The organism is Nonomuraea maritima, from assembly GCF_900100395.1.
Taxonomy (GTDB): domain Bacteria; phylum Actinomycetota; class Actinomycetes; order Streptosporangiales; family Streptosporangiaceae; genus Nonomuraea; species Nonomuraea maritima.
The window spans coordinates 146,008-170,438 of record NZ_FNFB01000010.1 but is presented as its reverse complement, the minus strand read 5'-3'; the positions used below and the strand labels follow the sequence as shown (position 1 = coordinate 170,438).

Annotated in this window: 20 protein-coding genes and 1 riboswitch; of the genes, 15 read left to right on the top strand and 5 right to left on the bottom strand. The window is 69.1% G+C overall.

Going from position 1 to position 24,431, the window contains the following annotated elements; translation table 11 throughout:
• Positions 1-342 precede the first annotated feature (342 nt).
• The 4 genes from BLR04_RS18715 (at position 343) to BLR04_RS18700 (ending at position 5,473) form a co-directional block, all read left to right on the top strand.
• A complete protein-coding gene (locus BLR04_RS18715; RefSeq protein WP_090766545.1) occupies positions 343-1,233 on the top strand; it encodes a Rossmann-like and DUF2520 domain-containing protein in 891 nt (296 codons plus the stop codon).
• Between the two features lie 21 nt (positions 1,234-1,254).
• Positions 1,255-2,082: a pantoate--beta-alanine ligase gene (panC, locus tag BLR04_RS18710; RefSeq protein ID WP_090766542.1), complete on the top strand. Its 828-nt coding sequence runs from the start codon at positions 1,255-1,257 to the stop codon at positions 2,080-2,082.
• Positions 2,083-2,161: 79 nt separating this feature from the next.
• The gene (locus tag BLR04_RS18705) at positions 2,162-4,687 is read left to right on the top strand and encodes an L-aspartate oxidase (protein WP_090766539.1); all 2,526 of its coding nucleotides are present in this window, start codon (positions 2,162-2,164) and stop codon (positions 4,685-4,687) included.
• A gap of 3 nt (positions 4,688-4,690) precedes the next feature.
• Entirely contained in the window at positions 4,691-5,473 is a 783-nt protein-coding gene (locus BLR04_RS18700; protein ID WP_090766537.1) for a type III pantothenate kinase, read from the top strand.
• A gap of 49 nt (positions 5,474-5,522) precedes the next feature.
• Here the strand turns inward: BLR04_RS18700 and BLR04_RS18695 are convergent, their stop codons facing one another.
• Positions 5,523-5,981 carry a hypothetical protein gene (locus BLR04_RS18695; protein ID WP_143022096.1) on the bottom strand — a complete coding sequence of 153 codons (459 nt, stop codon included), beginning with the start codon at positions 5,979-5,981 and terminating at the stop codon, positions 5,523-5,525.
• 156 nt (positions 5,982-6,137) lie between these two features.
• On the opposite strand from BLR04_RS18695, the gene lysX reads away from it, so the two are divergent.
• Positions 6,138-7,619 carry a bifunctional lysylphosphatidylglycerol synthetase/lysine--tRNA ligase LysX gene (gene lysX, locus BLR04_RS18690; RefSeq protein WP_090766531.1) on the top strand — a complete coding sequence of 494 codons (1,482 nt, stop codon included), beginning with the start codon at positions 6,138-6,140 and terminating at the stop codon, positions 7,617-7,619.
• Between the two features lie 3 nt (positions 7,620-7,622).
• Here lysX and BLR04_RS18685 read toward each other — a convergent pair whose 3' ends face one another.
• Entirely contained in the window at positions 7,623-8,813 is a 1,191-nt protein-coding gene (locus BLR04_RS18685) for a cytochrome P450 (RefSeq protein WP_176903163.1), read from the bottom strand.
• A 172-nt stretch (positions 8,814-8,985) separates the two neighbouring features.
• Between BLR04_RS18685 and BLR04_RS18680 the strand changes: the two genes are divergently transcribed.
• Complete coding sequence (locus tag BLR04_RS18680) at positions 8,986-9,198, top strand: LuxR C-terminal-related transcriptional regulator (protein WP_090766528.1); 213 nt, start codon at positions 8,986-8,988, stop codon at positions 9,196-9,198.
• A gap of 2 nt (positions 9,199-9,200) precedes the next feature.
• Here BLR04_RS18680 and BLR04_RS42380 read toward each other — a convergent pair whose 3' ends face one another.
• Positions 9,201-10,217 (bottom strand): C40 family peptidase, encoded by a 1,017-nt coding sequence (locus BLR04_RS42380; protein ID WP_090766722.1) that lies wholly within the window; start codon positions 10,215-10,217, stop codon positions 9,201-9,203.
• A gap of 15 nt (positions 10,218-10,232) precedes the next feature.
• Positions 10,233-10,385, bottom strand: a riboswitch (cyclic di-AMP (ydaO/yuaA leader).
• A gap of 278 nt (positions 10,386-10,663) precedes the next feature.
• Between BLR04_RS42380 and BLR04_RS18670 the strand changes: the two genes are divergently transcribed.
• From BLR04_RS18670 to BLR04_RS18625, 8 genes are all read left to right on the top strand, one after another.
• Positions 10,664-11,233: an amino-acid N-acetyltransferase gene (locus tag BLR04_RS18670; protein ID WP_090766526.1), complete on the top strand. Its 570-nt coding sequence runs from the start codon at positions 10,664-10,666 to the stop codon at positions 11,231-11,233.
• An 85-nt stretch (positions 11,234-11,318) separates the two neighbouring features.
• The gene (locus tag BLR04_RS18665; protein ID WP_143022095.1) at positions 11,319-12,788 is read left to right on the top strand and encodes an RDD family protein; all 1,470 of its coding nucleotides are present in this window, start codon (positions 11,319-11,321) and stop codon (positions 12,786-12,788) included.
• Between the two features lie 118 nt (positions 12,789-12,906).
• A complete protein-coding gene (locus BLR04_RS18660) occupies positions 12,907-13,392 on the top strand; it encodes an RDD family protein (protein WP_090766521.1) in 486 nt (161 codons plus the stop codon).
• A gap of 508 nt (positions 13,393-13,900) precedes the next feature.
• Complete coding sequence (locus tag BLR04_RS18655) at positions 13,901-14,233, top strand: histone-like nucleoid-structuring protein Lsr2 (protein ID WP_090766518.1); 333 nt, start codon at positions 13,901-13,903, stop codon at positions 14,231-14,233.
• Between the two features lie 1,035 nt (positions 14,234-15,268).
• Positions 15,269-17,770 (top strand): ATP-dependent Clp protease ATP-binding subunit, encoded by a 2,502-nt coding sequence (locus BLR04_RS18650; RefSeq protein ID WP_090766515.1) that lies wholly within the window; start codon positions 15,269-15,271, stop codon positions 17,768-17,770.
• 527 nt (positions 17,771-18,297) lie between these two features.
• Positions 18,298-19,200: a DUF6011 domain-containing protein gene (locus BLR04_RS42785; RefSeq protein ID WP_425413442.1), complete on the top strand. Its 903-nt coding sequence runs from the start codon at positions 18,298-18,300 to the stop codon at positions 19,198-19,200.
• A complete protein-coding gene (locus tag BLR04_RS18635) occupies positions 19,197-19,502 on the top strand; it encodes a hypothetical protein (RefSeq protein ID WP_090766507.1) in 306 nt (101 codons plus the stop codon). The genes BLR04_RS42785 and BLR04_RS18635 overlap by 4 nt, the downstream gene beginning before the upstream one ends.
• A 1,384-nt stretch (positions 19,503-20,886) precedes the next feature.
• A complete protein-coding gene (locus BLR04_RS18625; RefSeq protein WP_090766500.1) occupies positions 20,887-21,825 on the top strand; it encodes a TIM barrel protein in 939 nt (312 codons plus the stop codon).
• Positions 21,826-22,401: 576 nt separating this feature from the next.
• Here BLR04_RS18625 and BLR04_RS18620 read toward each other — a convergent pair.
• On the bottom strand, positions 22,402-22,866 hold the full coding sequence (locus BLR04_RS18620; RefSeq protein WP_090766498.1) for a MarR family winged helix-turn-helix transcriptional regulator: 465 nt from the start codon (positions 22,864-22,866) through the stop codon (positions 22,402-22,404).
• Between the two features lie 59 nt (positions 22,867-22,925).
• Between BLR04_RS18620 and BLR04_RS18615 the strand changes: the two genes are divergently transcribed.
• The gene (locus BLR04_RS18615; RefSeq protein ID WP_090766495.1) at positions 22,926-23,303 is read left to right on the top strand and encodes a cupin domain-containing protein; all 378 of its coding nucleotides are present in this window, start codon (positions 22,926-22,928) and stop codon (positions 23,301-23,303) included.
• 174 nt (positions 23,304-23,477) lie between these two features.
• Here the strand turns inward: BLR04_RS18615 and BLR04_RS18610 are convergent, their stop codons facing one another.
• Complete coding sequence (locus BLR04_RS18610) at positions 23,478-24,353, bottom strand: HhH-GPD family protein (protein WP_176903162.1); 876 nt, start codon at positions 24,351-24,353, stop codon at positions 23,478-23,480.
• Positions 24,354-24,431: the final 78 nt, after the last annotated feature.

Genomic DNA, 24,431 nt, shown 5'->3' with positions numbered 1-24,431 from the left:
GAGCCCGGATCGGTCATGCCGGTCCGGGCTCTCCTTTCGGCAGGTCGGTCGGCGGATGACCAGCCGGCGCACCTCCAAGAGGTCCCGTCCGCCGCGGGCGTCGGTCCCAAACGGACCAGGCGCCCGCTAGCCGTGCGATGAACCCCTCTCCTCATCTCTTCCGACAGGGGGTGCACCATTTGTATGCCCTTGTCGCTTTTGTCGATAACTCATCCCGGGGCAAAGCCCCAGTCACGTGGGCACGCCCGCGCATCCGCGGGCGGTCGACGTGGCTTACCGTGGGCACGACGAGAGGCCACCACTACGCTGACGGTGCCTTCGGCTCTACAGGGGTGAGACGTCATGGACGCAGGGGATCGGCCGGCACGGCTGACTGTCGGCGTACTCGGGGCGGGCAAGGTCGGATCCGCCCTCGGGGCCGCGCTCGCGCAGGCCGGCCACCGCGTCGTCGCAGCGAGCGGCCTGTCCGACGACTCGCAGCGCTGGATGGCCGAGCGGCTCGGCGTCACGCCGTCCCGGCCCGACAAGGTGGTGGCGGCGGCCCAGCTGGTCCTGCTGGCCGTGCCCGACGACGTGCTGCCCTCGCTGGTCAGCGGGCTGGCCGCCACGGGGGCCAGCCTGCGGGGCAAGATGCTCGTGCACACGAGCGGGGCTCACGGCCTGTCGGTGCTCGACCCGGCCACGGCCATGGGTGCGCTGCCGTTCGCGCTGCACCCGGTGATGACGTTCACCGGACGTGACGACGACCTCAACAAGCTGACCGGCATCTCCTACGGCGTGACCGCGCCCGAGGCGCTGCGACCGGTGGCGGAGGCCCTGGTGATCGAGATGGGCGGCGAGCCGGTCTGGATCGCCGACGCCGATCGCCCGCTCTACCACGCGGCCCTGGCCGGGGCGGCCAACCACATGGTCACGCTCATCGCCGAGTCGGGCGACCTGCTCCGCCGCATCGGCGTCGAGCATCCGGGCCGCATGCTCGGGCCGCTGCTCGGCGCGGCGCTCGACAACGTGCTGCGGCTCGGCATCGCGGGGCTGACAGGACCGGTGGTCCGCGGCGACGCCAACACCGTGCGCAAGCACGTGGATGCCCTGATCCTGGCGGCCCCCGAGGCCGCCGACGCCTACGTCGCGCTGGCCAGGCTCACCGCCGACCGCGCGCTGGCGGCCGGGCTGCTCAAACCGGAGGAGGCGGAGCGGCTGCTCGACGCGCTGGGAGGCAATATATGGACGTAACCGTCGCGTGAAAGGGCAGCCATGGATCTGATCGTCGCCAGGAACCGGGAAGACCTGGTCGCGGCCCGCCGTCCCGGAACCGTCGCTCTGGTGCCGACCATGGGCGCCCTCCACGAGGGGCACCGCTCGCTGATCAGGCAGGCTCGCGAGCGCGCGGATCAGGTCGTGGTCAGCATCTTCGTCAATCCCCTCCAATTCGGCCCTAACGAGGATTTTTCGCGTTATCCGCGTACGTTTGATGATGATCTCGACGTGTGCCGGGCCGAAGGGGTGGACGTGGTGTTCCATCCTGGCGTCGACGACATGTATCCGCCCGGCCGGCAGGTGAGCGTCTCCGCCGGTCAGATGGGCGACGTCGTCGAGGGCGAGTTCCGGCCGGGCCACTTCGACGGCGTGCTCACGGTGGTGCTCAAGCTGTTCAACCTCGTCCGTCCCGACCTCGCGGTCTTCGGCGAGAAGGACGCCCAACAGCTCGCGCTCATCCGCCGCATGGTCGCCGACCTCGACGTGCCGGTCGAGATCCTGGGCGCTCCCACCGTACGCGAGCCCGACGGGCTGGCCATGTCCAGCCGCAACCGCTACCTGTCGGCCGAGGAGAGGAAGGTGGCGCTCGGGCTCTCGCGGGCGCTGCGGGCGGGCGCGGGCCGGCGCACCCCCGACGAGATCCGTACGGCCGCGCGCGAGGAGCTCGACCGGAACCCCGAGCTCAAGGTGGAATACCTGGTCCTGGTCGACCCGCGCACCTTCACCGAGGTGAAGGAGCCGTACGAGGGCGTGGCCGTGCTCGCGGTGGCCGCCCGGGTGGGCGGCACCCGGCTGATCGACAACGTCACCGTCACCCTCACCTGAACAACCCCCGGGGCATGGATGCGGCTCCTCGCGCGTTATCGTCATATTGACGAAATCGCCGTCAGTGAGGAGACCCCCAATGAGCGCACCGGCGATCCCCATGCGGCTGACCGCCCCCGACCCGGGCTGGACCGTCGAGGCCGACGTGGTCGTGGTGGGCTCCGGCATCGCGGGCCTGACCGTCGCCCTGCGGCACGCCGAGCTCGACCCGGCGGCCAGGATCCTGGTCGTCACCAAGGACGAGCTGTCGTCCGGCTCCACGCGCTGGGCCCAGGGCGGCATCGCGGCCGTGCTCGACCCGCGCGACACGCCGGAGGAGCACCTGAGCGACACGCTGCTCGCCGGGGTCGGGCTCTGCGACGTCGGCGCCGTACGCACGCTGGTGACCGAGGGCCCCGGCGCGGTGCGGAGGCTCATCGCCCGCGGCGCCCGCTTCGACCGCACCGCGGACGGCGAGCTCCAGCTCACGCGCGAGGGCGGCCACCGGCGGCGCAGGATCGTGCACGCCGGTGGCGACGCCACGGGAGCCGAGGTGCAGCGCGCGCTCGCCGAGGCCGTACGCGCCGCCTCCATCGAGGTGATCGAGCACGCCCTCGTACTCGACCTGCTGAAGGACGCCCGCGGCCGGGCGAGGGGCATCACCCTGCACGTGATGGGCGAGGGCGCGCGCGACGGCGTCGGGGCGGTGCACGCCAGGGCGGTGGTGCTGGCCACCGGCGGCATGGGACAGGTCTACGCGGCCACCACCAACCCAGCCGTCTCGACGGGCGACGGCGTGGCGCTCGCGCTGCGCGCCGGCGCGGTGGTGCGCGACCTGGAGTTCGTCCAGTTCCACCCGACCGTGCTCTGGCTCGGGGAAGGTTCGACGGGCCAGCAGCCGCTGATCTCGGAGGCGGTCAGGGGCGAGGGCGCCTTCCTCGTCGACCACGAGAACCGGCGGTTCATGGCGGGCGTCCACGAGCTGGCCGACCTCGCGCCGCGCGACGTCGTGGCCAAGGCCATCACGCGCACGATGCGGGAGGCCGGCCGCGACCACGTGTACCTCGACGGCCGCCACTTCGGCCGCGAGAAGTGGGAGTCGCGCTTCCCGACCATCTACGCCGTCTGCCGCGACCACGGGATCGACCCGGCCACCGACCTCGTCCCCGTGGCGCCCGCCGCCCACTACGCGAGCGGCGGCGTCCGTACGGACCTGCGGGGCCGTACCTCCATCGAAGGGCTGTACGCGTGCGGCGAGGTGGCGTGCACGGGCGTGCACGGCGCCAACCGGCTGGCCTCCAACTCCCTGCTGGAAGGGCTGGTGTTCGCCGAGCGCATCGCCGAGGACATCCACGCCACCCGGCCGGAGCCGGGCGAACCCGTCACGGGTGAGGCCGCGTCCGGGCTGGTGGACCCGCGCACCAGGCTCCGGGTCCAGGGTCACATGAGCGCAGGGGCGGGCGTGCTGCGCAGCCGCGCGTCGCTGCACTCCACCGCACGGGCCCTGCGCGACGCCCGCTGGACGCCGGTCGCCGTGCCGCCGTGCACGGAGTCGTGGGAGGCGACGAACCTGATCACGGTCGCCACCGTGCTGACCGGCGTGGCGGCGGCGCGGCTGGAGACCCGCGGCTCGCACTGGCGCGAGGACCACGCGAACCGCGACGACGACGAATGGCTGGGCCACCTGGACGTGACCCTGAGTGAGGAAGGGCTTCGCATGACGTACGTGCCGCACGGGGACGCGATGCCGGAGCGGCTCGCGCAGGAGCTGACCTCGGCCGGGCTCGACCCGTCCGAGGTGGACGCGCTGATCGACCGGGCGCTGGCCGAGGACCTCCAGGAGGAGGGCGACGTCACCAGCCTGGCCACCATTCCCGCCGGGCAGCGGGCGGTCGCCGACGTGGTGGCCCGCAAGGACGGCGTCGTGGCCGGGCTGGCGGTGGCCGAGGCGGTGTTCGTCCGGCTGGGGGCCGCCCGCGCCGAACGCGGGGTCAAGGACGGCGAGCGCGTCCGGGCGGGCGATGTGCTCATGACCGTGGAGGGCCCGGTCCGTGGCCTGCTGACGGCCGAGCGCACGGCGCTCAACCTGCTCACGCACCTGTCCGGGGTGGCCACGCTGACCGGCAGGTGGGTCGAGGCGGTCAGCGGCACCGGCGCCCGTGTCCGTGACAGCCGCAAGACCCTGCCCGGTCTGCGCGCCCTGGAGAAGTACGCCGTGCGCTGCGGCGGCGGCGTCAACCACCGGATGTCGCTGTCCGACGCCGCGCTCATCAAGGACAACCACGTCGTGGCCGCGGGAGGCGTGGCGGAGGCGTTCAGGCTGGTCAGGGAGCGCTACCCGGACCTGCCTATCGAGGTCGAGATCGACCGGCTCGACCAGCTCGAACCTGTGCTGGACGAGGGCGCCGAGCTGGTGCTGCTCGACAACTTCACGGTCGAGGCCACAGCCCGAGCAGTGAATATCGTGAAAAAGCGCCAGGTAAACAGGGTTGCGCTTGAGGCAAGTGGGGGATTGACCTTGGAATCAGCCCGTGATGTGGCGGAAACTGGCGTCGACTACCTTGCGGTGGGAGCGCTGACGCATTCAGCGCCGGCCCTTGACATCGCGCTTGATCTGCGGGGGTAATGGATGCTGCTCACGATCGACGTCGGCAATACGCACACGGTGCTCGGTCTTTTCGAGGGCGAAGAGGTCATCGAGCACTGGCGGCTGGCCACCGACGCCCGCCGTACCGCCGACGAGATCGCGGTCGTCCTGCAGGGGTTGCTGGCGCAGTCGCCGCTGCTCAAGGGCGCCGACATCCACGGCATCGCCATTTGCTCCACCGTGCCGAGCGTGCTCAACGAGATGCGTGAGATGTGCCGCCGCTACTACGGCGACGTGCCGGCGGTGATCGTCGAGCCGGGCATCCGCACCGGGGTGCCCGTCCGCATGGACAACCCCAAAGAGGTCGGGAGCGACCGCATCGTGAACGCGCTGGCCGCCATCGACCAGTACGGCGGCCCGTGCATCATCGTCGACTTCGGCACGGCCACCTCGTTCGACGCGGTGTCGGCCAAGGGCGAGTACGTCGGCGCGGTCACCGCCCCCGGCATCGAGATCTCCGTGGACGCCCTCGCCGCGGCCGGCGCGCAGCTGCACAAGGTCGAGCTCGTCAGGCCGCGCTCGGTGATCGCCAAGAACACCGTCGAGGCGCTGCAGGCCGGCATCATCTACGGCTTCGCGGGCCAGGTCGACGGCATCGTCGAGCGCATGACCGCCGAGCTCGCCGACGACCCCGACGAGGTGACCGTGGTGGCCACCGGCGGCCACGCCGGACTCGTCGTGGGCGAGTCCCGCTCGATCGACGTGCACGAGCCGTGGCTGACGCTCATCGGCCTGCGGCTGATCTACCACCGCAACGCCGTCTGACCCGAAGCGGGAGAGCGGCCCGCTCGGCAGGGCCGCTCTCACGTACGGGCTACTCGTTCTCGGCCGTGTAGATGTAGCGCCACTGGCCGCACTTCACCGGGAACGTGCCGTGCTGGTTGATCTGGCAGACCTTCACCCGCACGCTGCTGACGTCGTGCTCGACGAAGCGGAACGACTGGTAGCGGGGGAAGCCGCAGTATTTCCTGTTGTAGACGGGCGACCAGTCGTGGTCGAAGTCGCTCGCCTCGAACTTCACGTACGCGCACTTGCCGCCCTGGCTGTACGTACGCCGGTCGAGGTCGTAGAGCCTGCCGTTGACGCGGACCTCGTTGGAGTCGTGGTCCCAGTCGACGCCGACGACGCCCTTGGCCATGGCGAGGTGGTTCTTGGAGTGGACGGGCCCCCAGGAGTCCGCGTACCCGGAAGCGCTGGCGGCGGCCGGGAACGACAGGGCGACGGCGCTGGTGGCGGCGATGGCGACTAAGCCGGTCGCGATCTTCTTGAACATGATCTCTCCCTTGAGCTCCCTGGGCCGGCTCCGTACCGGCTCCCCCCTGAGCTCCTGGGACATTGGTAAATGACGCCGCTTGCGGCGATCCTGCAGGTTTCATGCAGTCAACCGGCGAGTCCTTGCAGTTCGCCGTATCCCCTACCCTTTGATGTTGTGAGCGACGAACTTCCCGAGCAGATGCGCATCCGGAGGGAGAAGCTCGACCGCCTTCGCCACGAGGGCGTCGACCCTTACCCGGTGAACTTCCCACGTACCGCGACGAACGCGGAGGTCAGGGAGAAATACCAGGGCCTGGAGCCCGACACCACCACCGGCGACACGGTGGGCGTGGCCGGGCGCGTCATGCTCAACCGCGTGGGCGGCAAGCTCTGCTTCGCCACCCTCCGCGACGGCAGTGGTGACCTGCAGGTCATGATCTCGCTCGACAAGGTCGGCGAGGAGTCCCTGGCCGCCTGGAAGCGCGACGTCGACCTGGGCGACCACGTGGGCATCACCGGCGAGGTCATCACCTCGCGGCGCGGCGAGCTGTCGATCCTTGCCGACAGCTGGCAGATCACCGCCAAGTGCCTGCGCCCGCTGCCCGAGAAGCACGTCGGGCTCACCGATCCCGAGGCGCGGGTACGCCAGCGCTACGTCGACCTCATCGTCAACGACGAGGCCAGGAAGATGGCCCGGCTGCGCAGCGACACCGTGCGCGCCGTACGCGACTTCTGGCACGAGGAGGGTTACCTCGAGGTCGAGACGCCGATGCTGCAGCCGATCCACGGCGGCGCCTCGGCCAGGCCGTTCAAGACCCACATCAACGCCTACGACATGGATCTCTACCTTCGCATCGCGATCGAGCTCTACCTCAAGCGGCTCGTCGTGGGCGGCATCGAGAAGGTCTTCGAGATCAACCGCAACTTCCGCAACGAGGGCGCCGACTCGACGCACAACCCCGAGTTCACCATGCTCGAGGCGTACGGCACCTACCTCGACTACAACGACATGGCCGACCTGACCCAGCGGATGTACCAGAAGGCCGTCGTGGCCGCCCTGGGCACCACGGTCGTCGTCCACGACGGCGTCGAGGTCGACCTCGGCATCTCCGAGTGGCCGCGTATCACGCTCTACGGCGCGGTGTCGGAGGCCGTCGGCGAAGAGATCACGACCGCCACCTCTCTCGAAGAGCTGCGCAAGCTGGCCGACCAGCGCGAGATCCACTGGGACCCGAAGTGGGGCGCCGGCAAGCTCGTCCAGGAGCTGTTCGAGGCGCTCGTCGAGCACACGCTCGTGCAGCCCACCTTCGTCATGGACTACCCGCTCGAGACTTCGCCGCTGACCCGTCAGCACCGCGACAACCCGCTGCTCACGGAGAAGTGGGACCTCATCGGCTTCGGCACCGAGCTCGGCACCGCCTACTCCGAGCTGGTCGACCCGATCGAGCAGCGCCGCCGCCTGACCGAGCAGTCGCTCCTCGCCGCGGGTGGCGACCTCGAGGCGATGCAGCTCGACGAGGACTTCCTGCAGGCACTCGAGTACGCGATGCCGCCCACGGGTGGCATGGGCGCCGGCATCGACCGGATGATCATGGCCTTCACCGGCAAGAACATCCGCGACACCATCCTGTTCCCGCTGGTCAAGCCCACCCACTGAGGCTCAGCCGCGGCCTCGCCGCACGCGCAGTTCGGCGAGGCCGCGCAGCACCAGGTTCCCCTTGTACGGCGGGTGCTCGTCGACGAGCGCGAGGCCGGGCGCGGCCGCGGCCAGTGCCGACAGGGCGATCTCGCCCTCCATCCGGGCCAGCGTCGCGCCGAGGCAGAAGTGGATGCCGAGCCCGAAGGCCAGATGACGGCCGGGCTCGCGGGTGACGTCGAAGCGGTCCGGGTCGGAGAAGACCGCCGGGTCGCGGTTGGCCGCGCCTATCAGCGCCATCACCTTCGCGCCCTTGGGCACGGCGACGCCGCCCAGCTCCACGTCCACGAGCGCCTGGCGGGAGGTGAGCTGCACCGGCGGGTCGTACCTCAGGACCTCCTCGACCACCTGCTTGGGTCGTACGGCGGCGTGCTTGAGCAGGCCGTGACGGGTCAGGTTGAGGACGCCGTTGGCGATGAGGTTGACGGTCGTCTCGTGCCCGGCGACGAGCAGCAGCACGCACGTGGCGAGCAGCTCACCCTCGGTCAGTTCGCTGACCTGCGTCAGAGCGCTCAGGAGGTCGTCGCCCGGGTCGGCGCGCCGGATCGCGATGAGCTCACTGAAGTAGGCACGAAACTCCATTCCGGCCCGACCGCTTTCCGCCGCAAGGTCGTCAGTCAAGATCGGGTCAAGCCCCCGGGCGAGGCTCTCGCTCCAGTCGCGGAAGCGGGTGTAGTCCTCCGCCGGAACCCCGAGCATCTCGCTGATCACCATCACGGGCAGCGGATAGGCGAGCCCTGACACGAGGTCGGCCTCCTCGGGCAGGGCATCCACCAGTTCCGCGGTGAGCGCCTCGACGCGCGGGCGGAGGCGTTCCAGCATGCGAGGGGTGAAGGCGCGGCTGACGAGGCCACGCAGCCTGGTGTGGTCGGGCGGGTCCATCCACAGGAACGACTGCACGGGTTCACCTGCGGCTCTGCCGTTCACCGGGCCGCCGCCCCGGCCGAACCTGGGGTCGCGCAGGAGCGCCGCGCACAGTTCGTACGTGGTTGCGACGAACAGGCCGCCGGGCGTACGGAAAAGTGCGCCCTGGTCGCTCATCTCCCGATAACGGACATAGGGATCGCGCCGAAATTCCGGGTCGAACGGATCGAAACCCAGGACGTCCGCGGCGCTGGTGGCCGGGGTGGCGGAAGTGGCGTCGTCACCGTTCATCGCGGGCCAAGCTGTGCCGACATATCGCGAGTACGTCACATATATCGGATCATGTCAATACCACTCGTCAAGTGCGGTGATTGTTATGCTTGACGACCTTTCCTCGATGCGTTTACCTTCTGCGAGAGTGACCTTGGCCCGGTCGAGAGGACTGTTTGGGGGAGGGCTCCCTGTGGATGTGCTCACGGAAGGCGTCGAGCTGAGCGACGCGGACCTCGCTCTGCTGGCCGAGCTTGCCAAGGGAGTCACGGTCGACCGGGTGGGCAGGCGCCTCGACATCAGCGGCCGGACCGTACGCCGACGACTACGGGTCATCTGCGACCGCATCGGGGTGGCCACGGCGATCGAGGCCGTGGCCTGGGCGGCCCGCCGTCAGCTGATCTGACCTCAGTCGGCGACGCGCACGGCGCCCGCGAACGGGCGGTTCGCGATCGAGGCGATCCGGACGACGTCACCGGTGCGCGGCGCGTGGATCATCATGCCGCCGCCGAGGTAGAGCCCGACGTGGTGCAGGTCGTTGTAGAAGAAGACCAGGTCGCCGGGACGCAGGTCGGAACGGTCGATGTGGGTGCCCGCCGTCCACTGGCTTCCCGTGTAGTGCGGGAGCGAGATGCCCACCTGCCGGTACGCCGCCATCACCAGGCCGGAGCAGTCGTACGAGCTGGGCCCGGCGGCACCCCACACGTACGGCTTGAGCTGCTGCGACAGCGCCCAGCGCACGGCCGCGGCCGCCTTGCCGTCGCCGGGGACCGGCAGGTTGACCCGGGTGGCCCGGGTGCCCGGCTGGCCCGCCTCGCCGAGCGCCCGCCGGAACAGGTTGCTCTCGACCTTGGTGACCAGCTTGGTGATCTTGTCGCGCTTCGCGTCGAGGTCGGAGACGATGGTCTGGACCTCGTCGATGCGCGACTTGGCGCCGGCTCGCGCGCGCTTGGCCGCGTCCATGGCCTTGGCGAGCTGGACGACCTCCTGGCCCTGCTGCTGCTCCAGTGCGAAGGTCGTGGCCGCGCGGTTGAGGAAGTCCTCGGGGTTCCTGGACGCCGTGAAGGCGAGGGCCTTGCTGAAACCACCCGTGATGTAGGCGTTCTGGGCGAGGGCGGCGGCCTTGGCCCGCTTGGCGGCGAGGTCCGACTCGCTCGTGGACAGCGTCTTCTGCGCCGCGTCGGCGGCCTTCTTCGCGGTCTTGAGCTTCTCGCGCTGACCGTTGTACTGCTCGCTCAGCGTCTCGATGTCGTTGTGCATCTTCTCGACCTGCTTGGCCAGGTCCTGAAGGGAGGGCTTGGGGTCGGCGGATGCGGAACCGACGGGGGCGGCGAGCAGCGTGGCGGCCACTGTGAGACTCACCACACCCAGCAGCCCGGACCGGCGGGTGCGTGCGTGCCTGCCCGCCCCGCGATGGCCGCGCATGCGCATCACCAACCAAGCTCCTCTCGTAGGCGCCTACCGGGTCAGCTGACGGGTCCGGGCCGGAGCAGCCCTGCCGACGTCGTCGGGTCGACCCTGTTGGGTGGCCGTTGGGGGGAGGCCACCTGCGGTTCCCCGGCTCCCCTCGCGGGGATTGGGCGTGTCGCCCGTGTGTGGGGACACACGGGGAACATCGTCGCTGGACACTAGTGCACCGCCGGTTCCTGCTCAACCGGAACTGCCGAGTCTGTAGCGCTTTCACGACGGGAGTGTCACGAGAGGAACTCGTACACTCCTGTGCCCAAGAGGTTTTTTATCACTTTTGTGGTGATTTCGCGGCCCTGGTGGAAGGTTCGCATGCGTGTCCGCCTGACAACGGGATGTAACGAGATAGGCCAAGACGTGAGAGTTAAGGCTGAGCCGTAATGACATCTGTACGCTGGGGAGCCATGGAGCAGGTGGCCGAACCGACGATTTCCGAGACCGCTGTGGTGGTCCGGCGTGCGCGCATCCCCGACGTGCGGACGATCAGGCGGCTCGTCGACACCTACGCGGGCGCGGGGCCGCGGCTCCTGGAGAAGGCCACGGTGACGCTGTACGAGGACGTACAGGAGTTCTGGGTGGCCGAGCGAGGCGGGCAGGTCGTCGGCTGCGGCGCGCTCCACGTGCTGTGGGAGGACCTCGCCGAAGTGCGCACGGTCGCGGTGGCGCCCGAGTGCCGCGGCCTGGGCATCGGGCATCGCGTCGTCGCGGCACTGATCCAGCAGGCGAAGGATCTGGGGCTGCGACGTGTATTCTGTCTGACTTTTGAGGTGGAGTTCTTCACCCGGCACGGCTTTCGCCCGATCCAGGGCACGCCGGTCTCGCCCGAGGTGTACGCCGAACTCCTGGCCTCGTACGACGAGGGTGTGGCGGAGTTCCTCGACCTGGAACATGTGAAACCCAACACCCTGGGCAACACCCGCATGCTGCTGCATCTGACATCGGATGACGGCGACCCTGACCGCATGGAAAGGTGATTGTTGATACCTATGTCGATACTTTGGGCAGCACAGGCATGTGTCCTGACACGTGCCACATGCGCACTTGAAGCGAGGTGACACGGTGAGCACCGGACAGCCGCCGTATCCGCAGGACGATTCCGGCGACAATTCTGTGCCCAACCCCTATGGGCCGCAGAACGCGGGCCGCCACCCCGGCGAGCCCGACCCGGACGCCACGGTGATCGGCTACCGGGTGGACGATGCCTACGGGCAGCAACCCCCGTACGGACAACAGGGCCACGGCCAGCCCCAGCAGGGCCAGCCCCCCTACGGCCAGCAGCAGCAGTACGGCCAGCAGCAGGGCTACGGCCAGCAGCAGTACGGTCAGCCCGACTACGGCCAGCAGCCCCAGTACGGTCAGCCGGGTCAGCCCGACTACGGCCAGCAGCCCCAGTACGGCCAGCCCGGTCAGCCCGACTACGGCCAGCAGCCTCAGTACGGTCAGCAGCAGCCTTACGGCCAGCAGTCGCAGTCCCAGCCGGGCTACGGTCAGCAGGGCTACGGCCAGCCCGACTACGGTCAGCAGCAGCCTTACGGCCAGCAGCCGCAGTCGCAGCCCGGCTACGGCCAGCAGCCCCAGTACGGTCAGCAGCCGCAGTCTCAGCCCGGGTACGACCAGCAGCCGCAGTCTCAGCCGGGTTATGGCCAGGGCTACGGCCAGCAGCCGCAGTCCGACTACAACCAGGTGAGCTACGGCCAGCAGCCGCAGTCCGCCCCCGACTACGGTCAGCAGGGCTACGGTCAGCAGCCCCCCTCCCAGGACTACGGCCAGGGCTACGGCCAGCAGGCCCCCTCGCAGGACTACGGTCAGCAGGGCTACGGCCAGCCGCAGTTCCAGCAGGGCTACGGTCAGCAGGCGCAGTCGCAGCCCGACTACGCCCAGCCCGGCTACCAGCAGGGTTACGACCAGCAGCAGTACGCGCAGGGCTACGGCCAGCCGCAGCAGGCACCCTACGGAGCGCCTCCGTACGGCCAGACCCCCTACGGCCAGCCCGGCTACGGCCCGGTGGGTGTGCAGCCCCCCGGGGCCCCGGCGCCGCTGGCGGAGTGGTGGCAGCGCCTGGTCGCCCGCATCGTCGACGGCGTGCTGTTCGGTGTCGTGATGTTCGTGGTCTCGCTTGTTCTCGGCGCCATCCTGCTCGCCACTTACGACTCGACCACCGGAATCTCCAGTGGAGTAGCGAGCTCGTTCGCCGTGAACGTCATCTTCGGGATCGTCATCGCCGTCCTCTACGCCGGCTACGACACCCTCATGCACAAGATGAGGGGCCAGACGCTCGGCAAGATGGTCATGGGGATCAAGGTGGTGCAGGTCGGCCAGCAGATGTCGCCCGGTGGGCTGCCCATGGACGCCGCGCTCAAGCGGGCCTCCATCTGGGGCAGCTACATCCTCTACGGGATCCCGGTCCTGGGTCAGCTCGCCGTCGCGGCGATCGTCGGCCTGAACGGGCTTTCCCTGTTGTGGGACAAGCCGCTGCAGCAGACGTTCGGCGACAAGTTCGGCAAGACTGTCGTGGTGAAGATCAAGTAGTCACGCGCGTCCAGAGCGAAACACATAGGGGCCGGCTTCGTGCCGGCCCCTATGTTTTGTCCGGACGGACGTACCAGAATGGGGAGATCCACGCCACCGACGACGCGAGGTGGGAGTTATGGCCCGCACGCCGCCGCCCGGGCCCGTCCCCGCGGAATGGTGGGAACGCCTGGCCGCCCGACTCATTGAAGCGCTCGTCTTCGGGGTCTTCTATTACATTCTGTTCATCGCGCTATGGGGCATCTTCCGGACTGTAGGGATGTTGGAGATGTTCGGCGGGAGACTCCCCGGTGTGTTCTCATGGTCCGCGGCGGGGGCGGCTTATGCCGGCTACGACTGGTGGGCGCATTCCCGGTACGGACGGACCTTCGGTAAGGCGATCATGCGGATTCGCCTGGAGCCTCGGCGACTTCCGGCCCGGGCGCTGCTCAAACGGGCGACCGTCTATCCGGCTCCGCTCATGCTGATGGGCATTCCAGTCGTCAATCTGGCGGCGGGAATGCTGCTGTTCGGGTTGGGGTTGCTCATCTTGATCGACAAGCCGCTGGAGCGGGGACCGCACGACCGGCTGGCCGGAACGCGCGCCGTGAAAGATCTTCGGTGAGGGCTTCCGCACCTGCGCGGATGCCTTTTCGCAAAATTTTCGCTTGATCCGGTAAGAAGCCTGGAGAGACTGGCATTAAGCTATGGGGCGTCCGGGTTGCCGGATGTCGGCCCCCCTGCACGCGCAGGGCAAGTGTTGTGCCGCTATGGTCGGGTGCGGGTGGTCGCCGCCCGCATGTCACGGGGGAGTCGCTCTCGTGATCGCGCCGACGGCGCTTTAAGCGCCCAGAAACCCCGCTAGCCGTGGAGGCCGAGGTCGAATGGAAGCCCTAACAGACGTATTGTCTGCGCTCATCCCGCCGCTGGTCGTGGGTGGTGCCTTCATCTTTGCCGTGTGGAAGTTGGTCCGCTCCGAGGGCAGCCCGGCCCGGCGAAACCGCGAGGATCGGCCCGAGGCCCAGAACTGATCCGTCAGTCAGCGATTCGGTAGCGCTGAATTGTCTCATCGCCTTTTCGGGTATATGTTTGGGCAGGCGAATGAAACAATGCTCCGCGAAAGGATTGCGTAGATGGCCAAGCAGATCCAGGAGATTCTCATCGATGACCTCGATGGGGGCGAGGCCAATGAGACCGTCAGCTTCGCTATTGACGGCTCCTCCTATGAGATTGACCTCAGCGATCTAAACGCGAAGAAGCTGAGGGACGCGCTCACGCCTTTCGTGCAACACGCGCGCAGGGCGGGCACCGTTCCCACGCGTCGTCGTGGCAGGGGCGGGAGTCGTGCGATGACCCGCGAGAAGAGCTCGGAGATCAGGCAGTGGGCCAAGGCTCACGGTCTGCAGGTCAGCGAGCGCGGCCGCATCGCCTCCACGATCGTGGAGAAGTACGAAGCCGCTCACTGAAGGAGCCGGTCGGCTGACCGTGCGCTTATGATGCTCGCCTCGGACCCCGGCGACCGCCATAAGCGCATGATCTTTCCTTGGCGTTCGGATAGCGAGCGCCAAGGATGACGATCTCCTGACCCCTATATGCGGGTCTTTGGGCGTGCGCCACGTGTTTGGGCCGCGTTTCCCTCCCGCATATGCGATGGGTTGCACCCCGTGCACCGAATGTCGCTGAGTCTTCACGCCGCATTCGCGTACACGCGGGGTTGTCGGGTCACCCTTTGCCTCCGCCGAGGGCATCGGGCGCAACGCAGGCGGGTGCCGCGCCATTGGAACGGGCCATCGCGGAAAACCGGCGCGGCCACCCCTGCTGCTGCTTCACTCGGCGCTCGACCGGCGCGGTGTGCGCAAGATCACTGCATGCCGGACAATACCGGCGGTGAGTATGAGCGAGGCTGATATCGCCCGCAATGCGGAAGTGTTTGGCCGCCGGCCACCGACGTCATGACGGTAGCGAAAGTCGCGACCCTGGGGACAAGCGTCTCATCATACGGACGAGTTCGGTAACCACGCTGACCGGATGGTCCTTTGTGGGATCCCTACGGGTGCGGCAATGCGGAGTCGCGATCAGCGGCCGGTGATCTGTTGTGCTCAGGGCGTACACGTGACCGCTTGGCCAACCATTGCAACCGGACATAGGATGATTCCGTAACAGATACGGGCGCACCATCTGAGTTGCGCGGGGCGGGCGTCCCCACGTCGGCTACGCGCCAGGCGTCCGGTGGACGATCCGTGTGGATCTGTGTACGCCGCGGGTGGCAATTCATCGCCGCTTCCGCGAAGTGTCCTAAACATCGTTCGCTTGCGGCGTATCGGGAACACGTCACCCCCGAACAGTAGTTGGATGGAGGGTGAACGCCCTGCTCTCGGGGAACGTGTCTGCTATAGAGCGTGTCAGCGGCAGTGGGCACGGTTCGCCGAGCCAGGGCTAGCATGCGGGAGGACGGGACCGGATTTACCGGCCTGACTGACCGCTCTGTGAGGAGCGACGAGATGTTCGAGAGGTTCACCGACCGAGCGAGGCGTGTTGTCGTCTTGGCCCAAGAAGAGGCCAGGATGCTCAACCACAACTACATCGGCACTGAGCACATTCTTCTTGGTTTGATCCATGAAGGTGAGGGCGTGGCGGCCAAGGCTCTGGAGAGCCTCGGCATCAGCCTTGAGGGTGTGCGCCAGCAGGTCGAGGAGATCATCGGCCAGGGCCAGTCGGCTCCGTCGGGGCACATTCCGTTCACCCCGCGGGCCAAGAAGGTCCTCGAGCTGTCGCTCCGTGAGGCTTTGCAGCTGGGTCACAACTACATCGGCACCGAGCACATCCTGCTCGGGCTCATCCGTGAGGGTGAAGGTGTGGCGGCCCAGGTGCTGGTCAAGCTTGGAGCTGATCTCAACCGTGTCAGGCAGCAGGTCATCCAGCTGCTCCACGGTTACCAGGGCAAGGAGCCGGCCGCGGCGGGCGGCCCGCAGGAGTCGGCCCCGTCGACGTCCCTGGTGCTCGACCAGTTCGGCCGCAACCTGACCCAGGCGGCCCGTGAGGGCAAGCTGGATCCGGTCATCGGCCGTGAGAAGGAGATCGAGCGGGTCATGCAGGTCCTCTCCCGGAGGACCAAGAACAACCCCGTTCTCATCGGCGAGCCCGGCGTCGGCAAGACCGCCGTCGTCGAGGGCCTGTCGCAGAAGATCGTCAGGGGCGAGGTGCCCGAGACGCTGAAGGACAAGCAGCTCTACACGCTTGACCTCGGCGCGCTGGTCGCCGGTTCCCGCTACCGCGGTGACTTCGAGGAGCGCCTGAAGAAGGTCCTCAAGGAGATCCGCACGCGCGGCGACATCATCCTGTTCATCGACGAGCTGCACACGCTCGTGGGTGCGGGCGCCGCCGAGGGCGCGATCGACGCCGCCAGCATCCTCAAGCCCATGCTGGCCCGCGGCGAGCTGCAGACGATCGGCGCGACCACGCTCGACGAGTACCGCAAGTACCTCGAGAAGGACGCCGCGCTGGAGCGCCGTTTCCAGCCGATCCAGGTGGCCGAGCCCTCGCTCAGCCACACGATCGAAATCCTCAAGGGTCTGCGTGACCGCTACGAGGCGCACCACCGCGTGTCGATCACCGACGACGCGCTGGTCGCCGCCGCGCAGCTGGCCGACCGCTACATCAGCGACCGCTACCTGCCCGACAAGGCGATCGACCTCATCGATGAGGCCGGTTCCCGGATGCGCATCCGCCGGATGACCGCTCCGCCCGACCTGCGCGAGTACGACGAGAAGATCGCCAACGTCCGCCGCGACAAGGAGTCCGCGATCGACGCGCAGGACTTCGAGAAGGCGGCTGCCCTCCGCGACCAGGAGAAGCAGCTCCAGCTCAAGCGCGAGCGGCGGGAGAAGGAGTGGAAGGCCGGCGACATGGACGTCGTGGCCGAGGTCACTCAGGAGCTCATCGCCGAGGTCCTGGCGACCGCCACCGGCATCCCGGTCTTCAAGCTGACCGAGGAGGAGTCGCAGCGCCTGCTCCGCATGGAGGACGAGCTCCACAAGCGGATCATCGGCCAGGACGACGCCATCAAGGGCCTGTCGCGGTCCATCCGGCGTACCCGCGCCGGTCTGAAGGACCCGCGCCGTCCCGGTGGCTCGTTCATCTTCGCGGGTCCGTCCGGTGTCGGTAAGACCGAGCTGTCCAAGGCTCTGGCGGAGTTCCTCTTCGGCGACGAAGACGCTCTGATCAGCCTCGACATGTCGGAGTTCATGGAGAAGCACACCGTCTCCCGGCTGTTCGGCTCGCCTCCCGGCTACGTCGGCTACGAGGAGGGCGGTCAGCTCACCGAGAAGGTGCGGCGCAAGCCGTTCTCCGTGGTCCTGTTCGACGAGATCGAGAAGGCCCACCCCGACATCTTCAACTCGCTCCTGCAGATCCTGGAAGACGGTCGCCTGACCGACGCCCAGGGCCGCGTGGTCGACTTCAAGAACACCGTCATCATCATGACGACCAACCTCGGCACCCGCGACATCTCCAAGGGCATCGGGGTCGGGTTCGCGAAGTCCAACGACACCGAGTCCAACTACGAGCGGATGAAGGGCAAGGTCCAGGAAGAGCTCAAGCAGCACTTCCGGCCCGAGTTCCTCAACCGTGTCGACGACATCGTGGTCTTCCACCAGCTGACGCCGGCCGAGATCATCAAGATCGTGGATCTGATGCTCGCCCAGGTCGACGCCCGCCTGAAGGACCGCGACATGGGGCTCGAGGTCTCGCCTGACGCCAAGCAGCTGCTCGCCGACCGCGGCTACGACCCGGTCATGGGCGCGCGGCCGCTGCGCCGCACGATCCAGCGCGAGCTGGAGGACTCTCTGTCGGAGAAGATCCTGTACGGCGAGCTCCGGCCCGGCCAGGTCGTCAAGGTGACCATCGAGGGCGAAGGCGACGAGGCCAAGTTCGTCTTCCACGGCGAGACCGCCTCGCAGGTTCCCGACTCGGCCGCAGCCATCGCCGCCCCGATCCAGAACTGACGACGCCCTAGGACGTCGCCAAGGTTCTCCGGCAAGCCCCCGCGTGACAGGTTCACGCGGGGGCTTTCCGCTGTCCGAACAGGGGTTGTTCTGCCGGCCCGGGCCGCGTGTCCAGAAGGGTGGCTTCCGCGGCGGGGGCGCGTGTTCAGAGGTGGTTCTGCGGTGTCAGTGCCGAGGGTGCTTCGTCCCGCAGGTAGTAGCGCGCGGCTCCGCTCGGCCCGGCGCACCGCGCGGCCGGCTGATCATCGCGGGCCCGTTCGCCGCGCGGGCGAGTCCCACGCGGGGGGCCATCCGCGCCTCGGATGTACGGGGGCGACGGGGGCCGCGTGTCCGTAGGTGATTCCGCGGTGGGGGCCGCGTGTCCAGGGGTTGTTCCGCTGGGCGGGGCCGCGTGACCAGAGGCGGTTCTGCGGTGGGGGCCGCCCGTCCAGACGAGTTTGTTCTGCGGCCGTAGTTCGTGTGCTTGGTGGGTTGTTCGGCGGCGCGAGTTCGCGTGCGTGTGGGGTCGTTCAGGAGCGGTAGTTCACATGCTGGGGGGCAACCCACCACCCCGCCGCCACCTGCTCCCCGCACTGCTCTGCTCGCGCACCGCACTGCACCGCACCGCACTGCTCGCGCACCGCACTGCACCGCACCGCACTGCTCGCGCACCGCACTGCACCGCACCGCACCGCACTGCTCGCGCATGCACCTGCTCCCGCGCACTGCTCGCGCAGGCACCTGCTCCCGCGCACTGCTCGCGCACCGCCACCGCTCGCCGAAGCCCCCGCTGCTGCACCGCTCCCAGCTCCTGCACCACCGTCTGCTCTGCACCGCCACTTGCTCGCCGCACCGCCACCAGCCGCATCGTCCTCTTCTGCCTCCAACCACAGCGACACCGTCGGGCGCTGGGAGGGGTTGCTGAGCGGTGGAAGGCGGCGTTGGAAGGTGGGCCGGCGGTGATGTGTGTCGCGGCCTTCGAGCGCGTGTCCTGGTCGATGTCGCGGGCGCCGTTCCCGCACTCAGGGGCGTGCGGGCGGGTGCTGCCTGCTTCGGGGGGACCGTGGTCTTCGGATATCGCGGTCTTCTTCCTCGTCCTCGGCGTGGATGCCCTGGCTTTTGGGCCGTCCTTGGAAGCGGCGCTTCGGTGCTTGGAGGAGTGGGCGGGGCCGCCCGCTGGTCGGGAGGCTTGGGCGCGGCTAGCCTGCGAGCTGATGAACGAGCTGCCTCTCGACCTGGACGAGCCCGCCGCTGAAGATCACATTGCTCGGTGTGCGGCGTGCAAGCATCGGCTGCGTACCCCGGGGTCCCAGGCGTTGGGGCTCGGCCCGGACTGCGCGTCCAAGCTGGGGCTCTCGCCTCGCAAGCCGGTCCGCATCACCGGTGTGGCGAAGTGGCGCGACTGCGCAGGACAGACGGACCTGCTGGACCCGTCCGAAGGATCCTGTTGACCGACCACCGCTGTGACCTCCCGGACCTGGCCAGGGAGGCCGAGCCGTGGCGTTGCCCCGAGTGCGGCATGCGCTGGGAGCTTCTCCCGGCATCGCAGGACACGAAGCTGCGGGGACGGCGCGCGCTCGACAAGCAATCCATGACCGTCATAGCCGCCATCGCAGGGGTGCTCGTCGGCGGTGGAGCGCTCAATTGGGCCGTGGCCGTGTTGCGGGCGAAGGCGGTGTCCGTCGGGATGGTTGGGTTCGTGGCGCTCACTGTGGCGGCCGCGTACTGGCAGAACGCGCGCTCCCGGCGCTGACGGCGGGCGACCTCCCCACCTGGGCCCAGCCGGGCCTGCGCAGGCTGGGTGGCGGTCGGGCCTGCTCAGGCGGGCAGCCGGGGGGCTGGGTGGGGTTCTCCCGACGCTCCTCACCGCGGCTCGCGCGCCTCCGGGAGTCGTCGCCAGGGCGGAAGTGTCGTCCTCATCGCCGGCGCAGGACGCGGCATCGGGCGGGAAGAGGCGCTGTTCTTCACCGCCGAAGGCACCAAGGTCGCCGTCAACAACCCCGGACCCCGGCGACCCCGGACCCCGGCGACCCCGGCGACGGCCCTGGCGTTGCTGTCAACGACCTCGGCGACGACCCCGGCGACGCCGTCAACGACCCTGGCGCCCCGCGACGTCGTCAACGACCTCGGCGTTGCCATCGGCGGCCCCGGGATTGCGTTGTCGCCGCCGTGAGTGGCTCGTTGGGCCTGTGAGCGGTGTTCTGCGTCGGTGCCTCACGCAGGGGCGTGGCGACGCCTTCGGCGTGGCAGGAGGCGGTTCACGGCCGCGTGGCCAACTGATGGCCGCTCGCCGTACAGGCGGCTGACCTTCGCGAGGGGTGGGGGAGTGACGAGGGCTGTGTAGCTGTGGCAAGGGGTGGCGAGCGTCGTGCAAGGCGAGCGTCTGTGCAGGGGGTGGTGAGCGTGAGAGGCGTGGTGAATGCTCGCGAGCCGTCGGTGACGGCGCCGCCGCCGAGCGCATCCGCGCGATCGTGGCCGCTGGGACCGTCGCCGCCGCTCCGCCGGAGGTCCTGCCCGAGGTGCTCGTCAGCCCGCCCTGGACCCGCCCGCGCAGGCGCGGAAGGTCGTGAGCGGGGTGGTGACGTGAGAGGGGGCGGTGAGCGTGAGCGGGGTAATGCGTGAGCGGGGTGGTGACCGTGAGCGGGATGGTGACCTTGAGCGGATGGTGAGCGTATGTAAGAGGGTGATGCGGCGTTGAGCAGGGGTGGGGCGGTGGGTGTTTGCGGTGTGTGATGGGGGATAACCTTGCGGTGCTCGTCTTCGCGGGTACGGGGAGAGGTTCGGTGCCTGGGGCGAGCGGGTGGTGGTGCGTGTGATGCATGTCACGGTCCCGCCACGACTGCGGTGCCGGCTGGCGCACGCGCAGGTGGTGGCCCGAGGGGTCGAGCGTCGTTGCGTAATTGTTGGGTGAGCGGGTATACCGCCACGGCGAGTAGTACTACACTGCGTAGAGCTTCGCCAGTCTCATCCATGTGAGCTACAAGGGCGTGATTCCACGCTGAGGCCTCCTCCCGGAGGAGTAGCCGTACATCAACTCAGGGCGGACGCGCACACGACCCGCGAGCAGGCATGCTCGCATGGCCCGCGCGTCCCGAGGCGGGCGACGGAACACACAAGCCGAGCCGTGGAGGAAACCGATGCGCCTGCGTCACGATGACGGAACGCTCGTGCACCTCGCCTACAACGCGGGGGTTCACCCCGCCGAGGACCTGGAGAACCTCATCGCCCACCTGACCCGCTACGCGGTGCCGGTGCGCAAGCGGCTGGGCGTGGAGCGGATGGGCATCGGGCTGTGGCTGTCGCCGAGCGTCGCCGACCACCTCACCGCCGACCGCATCGAGCTCGTACGGCTGCGCCGCTCCCTGGAGGAGCGCGGTCTCGAGGTCGTCAGCCTGAACGGCACCGGCGGGCGCAACCAGGAGGTCCCCGGCCCCGACTGGGCCAAGCCCGAGCGGTACCGCTACACGATGGCGCTGGCCAAGATCCTGGCGTTCCTGCTGCCGGAGGACGTACGGTTCGGCAGCATCTCGACGATCCCGATCGGCTGGCGGCGCGACTGGCCGGCCGACCTGCACGCGATCGCCACGCGACGGCTGGAGCGGCTCGCCCGCGAGCTGCGCGGCATCTACAGCGTCACGGGCAAGACGATCCGCGTGGGCTTCGAGCCGTGGCCGGGTTGCGTCCTGGAGACGACGGAGCAGGCGCTCGAGCGCGTCGGCGGCATCGACTCCGAGCACCTGGGCGTCTGTCTCGACGCCTGCCACCTCGCCGGTGGTGACGAGGAGGCCGGTACGGCGCTGAAGGGGCTCGCCAAGGCCGGCGCCCCAGTGGTCAAGCTCGGTCACGTCCACAACCACACCGGCGAGACGTCCGACACGGGGGCGGTGCTGCACGACACGCTGACCGCCATGCTGTCGGGGGCGGTGAGCGGGAGCGCGCACATCGAGGTCGAGACGCACAACCTGATGGTCCCGGGGCGGACGAAGGGTCCGGGCGCCCTCGTGTCCCTCCTGGCCCAGGAACTCGACTGGGCCCGTACGAACCTGACCAGCCTGGGCCTCCAGCTGGCTGCCTAGCCGGCCGCGCCGATCGGGGGAACACCGTGCCTCGCCGGGTGCTGTGGCGCGTCCCGGCAGGCGGTATCGGGTCGCCTCACCCGCCACTGAGCACCTGACCGGCGGGTGGTGTCGCGGTGGGCGGCACCGGATCACTTCATCCACCGCCTGCCTGAAGGGTGACCACCCGACCGGCAGGTGGTGTCGCCTGCCGCGCTGGTGGTATTCATGTCGTTCCCCGCCGTCGTGGTGAGCCTGGTGCCGGCGCACCGCCTGGTGGTGGCTCCCAGCGCGCGGCAGCCGCCTTCTGGCGCCGGGGTACGGCACATTGAGCCTCGTCCAACTCCTGCCTGAGGCGAGCGGAGGGCGTGGCCGGTGCCCCGAAGCATTGAGATGAATGCCGTGCGGAAGAGGCCGACGGGCCGCTGGAGGGGCGGCGGTATCGGATCGTTGGTGAGGTGGCTGGGATGCCGGCGGGCGCGGGTCGAGGTGGCCTGTCGGTCGGGCGATCGTAGGGTGCTGCTCGGCATCGGCCTCGAGGTCGGGGTGCGCGAGGCGGTCAGCCTCGTCGGGGCCTCCGGTTCCGCATCGGTGTGGTCAGAGGGTGCCGAACCAGCCGGGGGTGTCGAGGCGCCAGGGGTTGCCGGGAGTCATGCGGCGTAGGTCTGACTCCAGGGCTTGGAGGCGTTCCTCGCCGAGTTCGGCGGCCCAGCGGGCGCGCAGGGCGTCGAAGATGCGGGCCGAGCGGTCGAGGGCGTCCATGCCGCGCGGGGTGATGCGGACGATCTTGCGTCTGCTGTCGCGAGGGTCGGTCGTGCGTTCGGCGTAGCCGATGCGTTCCAGGGTGTCGATGGTCTTGCCGGCGGCCTGTTTGGTGACGCCGAGAGTGCGTCCGAGCTCGACGGCGGTGGTGCCGTCGGGGCCGATGGCCTGAAGGACGAACCCGTACATGGGTCTGATGTCGGGGTGTCCCTGGCGGGCCAGTTCGGTGTGCAGCTCGTCGATGAGCGTCCGGAACGCGAGCAGCAGGCGAAGCGGGAGTTCGAAGCCGTTGCTTGACACGATAGACAACCTGGTTAACTATATAGGAAACGTGGTTGTCTATCTTAGGGGATGGAAGCATGTCGGTCATTCGTGGAGCGCAGGCGCGGCTGTCGGAGACTCCGGGCGGGGTCATGACGACGTTCGCCTCGCCGACGCAGGGAGGAGCGTCTCAGTCCCTGTGGAAGGTGCAGGCGAAGCCGGGGGCGGAGGGGCCCGTGCACGACTTCGACGTCGAGCAGGTGTGGCACTGGGTGGACGGGGCGGCCACCGTGGAACTGGGCGGTGAGACGCACTCCGTGGCTGCCGGAGACACGGTCGTGATGCCGGCGAGGACCATCCGCCGCGTGCTCGCCGACCCCGAGCACGGCTACACCGCCGTGGTGACGGCCTCCGGCCAGGCACGGGCCACGGGCTCGGACGGCGCCGAGTTCGGCGTCCCCCCGTGGATCGCCTGAGGCCCACCCACCCTTGACCGCCCGAACCCCGTACGGGGAAGCGCCCGGGCTTCGGCTTGGTGGCGACATCCGGCCGTCTGTGTGGGACTCAGGGGCGGTAGCGGTTACGAGGCGGCGGCGCACGCCCGCACCCGCTCCGGTGACCAGGGAACGGGGTGAGGCGGGGTGGTCGGGTCAGGTTTGGGGGAGACGGTAGGTGTTGTCGTCGAGGACTTCGGCGAGGCCGTCCGCTACCAGGCCGTCGAGGGCGCGTTCGCGTTGGACGGCGTCGTCCCAGACCACGTCGAGCGCCGCCTTCGGGACGGGGCCGTGAGCTGAACGGAGCACCGCCAGCAGGCGGCCCCGGCACTGGCGGTCGGTGCCGGCGTACGTCTGGCCCTTGCGGGCGGGGCCGGCGTGCGGCGGCTTGCCGGCCAGCCGCCAGGCGCACGTGTGGCTGATCGGGCAGTCGGCGCAGCGCGGAGCGCGCGCCGTGCAGACCAGGGCGCCGAGCTCCATCACCGCGACGCCCCAGCGGGCCGCGCCGAGCTCGGGCAGCAGTGCCTCCGCGAGCCGCCGCTCGGCGGCGGAGGTGGCGGTCGGCGGGTATTCCTCGGCGCGGATCGCGCGGGCGAACACTCGCCGCACGTTGGTGTCGAGGATGGCGTGCCGGCCGCCGTAGGCGAAGCTCGCGACCGCGGCGGCGGTGTACTCGCCGATGCCGGGCAGCGTCAGCAGCGTCGCGTGGTCGGACGGCACCTCGCCGCCGTGCTCGTCGGTGATGGCCCGGGCGCACGCGTGCAGGCGCAGCGCGCGGCGTGGGTAGCCGAGGCGGCCCCAGTGGCGTACGGCCTCGCCGGGCGGTTCGGCGGCCAGCGCCTTGGGGGCGGGCCAGCGTTCCATCCACTCGTGCCAGACGGGCAGGACGCGGACGACAGGGGTCTGCTGCAGCATGATCTCGCTGACGAGCACACCCCAGGGGGTGGCGTCGGGGGCGCGCCAGGGGAGGTCACGGGCATTGTGCGCGTACCAGTCCAGAACGGGGGCGTGCAGGAGGTTCGGCTCGACCACGCGGTCAAGCGTATTCGCAGAACGGCCCGGCTCGGCGTGTCGTCACTCTGCGTACGCGACCGGTTACCATGCTGGGCC

What these genes read in the sequence shown, in the direction of transcription:
- BLR04_RS42785 (WP_425413442.1), top strand. Translation starts at nt 18,298, where the DNA reads ATGCTGGGGGGCAACCCACCACCCCGCCGCCACCTGCTCCCCGCACTG.
- BLR04_RS18685 (WP_176903163.1), bottom strand. Translation starts at nt 8,813, where the DNA reads ATGAACGGTGACGACGCCACTTCCGCCACCCCGGCCACCAGCGCCGCG.
- panC (WP_090766542.1), top strand. Translation starts at nt 1,255, where the DNA reads ATGGATCTGATCGTCGCCAGGAACCGGGAAGACCTGGTCGCGGCCCGC.
- BLR04_RS18700 (WP_090766537.1), top strand. Translation starts at nt 4,691, where the DNA reads ATGCTGCTCACGATCGACGTCGGCAATACGCACACGGTGCTCGGTCTT.
- BLR04_RS18715 (WP_090766545.1), top strand. Translation starts at nt 343, where the DNA reads ATGGACGCAGGGGATCGGCCGGCACGGCTGACTGTCGGCGTACTCGGG.
- BLR04_RS18625 (WP_090766500.1), top strand. Translation starts at nt 20,887, where the DNA reads ATGCGCCTGCGTCACGATGACGGAACGCTCGTGCACCTCGCCTACAAC.
- BLR04_RS18655 (WP_090766518.1), top strand. Translation starts at nt 13,901, where the DNA reads ATGGCCAAGCAGATCCAGGAGATTCTCATCGATGACCTCGATGGGGGC.
- BLR04_RS18615 (WP_090766495.1), top strand. Translation starts at nt 22,926, where the DNA reads ATGTCGGTCATTCGTGGAGCGCAGGCGCGGCTGTCGGAGACTCCGGGC.
- BLR04_RS18660 (WP_090766521.1), top strand. Translation starts at nt 12,907, where the DNA reads ATGGCCCGCACGCCGCCGCCCGGGCCCGTCCCCGCGGAATGGTGGGAA.
- BLR04_RS42380 (WP_090766722.1), bottom strand. Translation starts at nt 10,217, where the DNA reads ATGCGCGGCCATCGCGGGGCGGGCAGGCACGCACGCACCCGCCGGTCC.
- BLR04_RS18705 (WP_090766539.1), top strand. Translation starts at nt 2,162, where the DNA reads ATGAGCGCACCGGCGATCCCCATGCGGCTGACCGCCCCCGACCCGGGC.
- BLR04_RS18695 (WP_143022096.1), bottom strand. Translation starts at nt 5,981, where the DNA reads ATGTTCAAGAAGATCGCGACCGGCTTAGTCGCCATCGCCGCCACCAGC.
- BLR04_RS18650 (WP_090766515.1), top strand. Translation starts at nt 15,269, where the DNA reads ATGTTCGAGAGGTTCACCGACCGAGCGAGGCGTGTTGTCGTCTTGGCC.
- BLR04_RS18670 (WP_090766526.1), top strand. Translation starts at nt 10,664, where the DNA reads ATGGAGCAGGTGGCCGAACCGACGATTTCCGAGACCGCTGTGGTGGTC.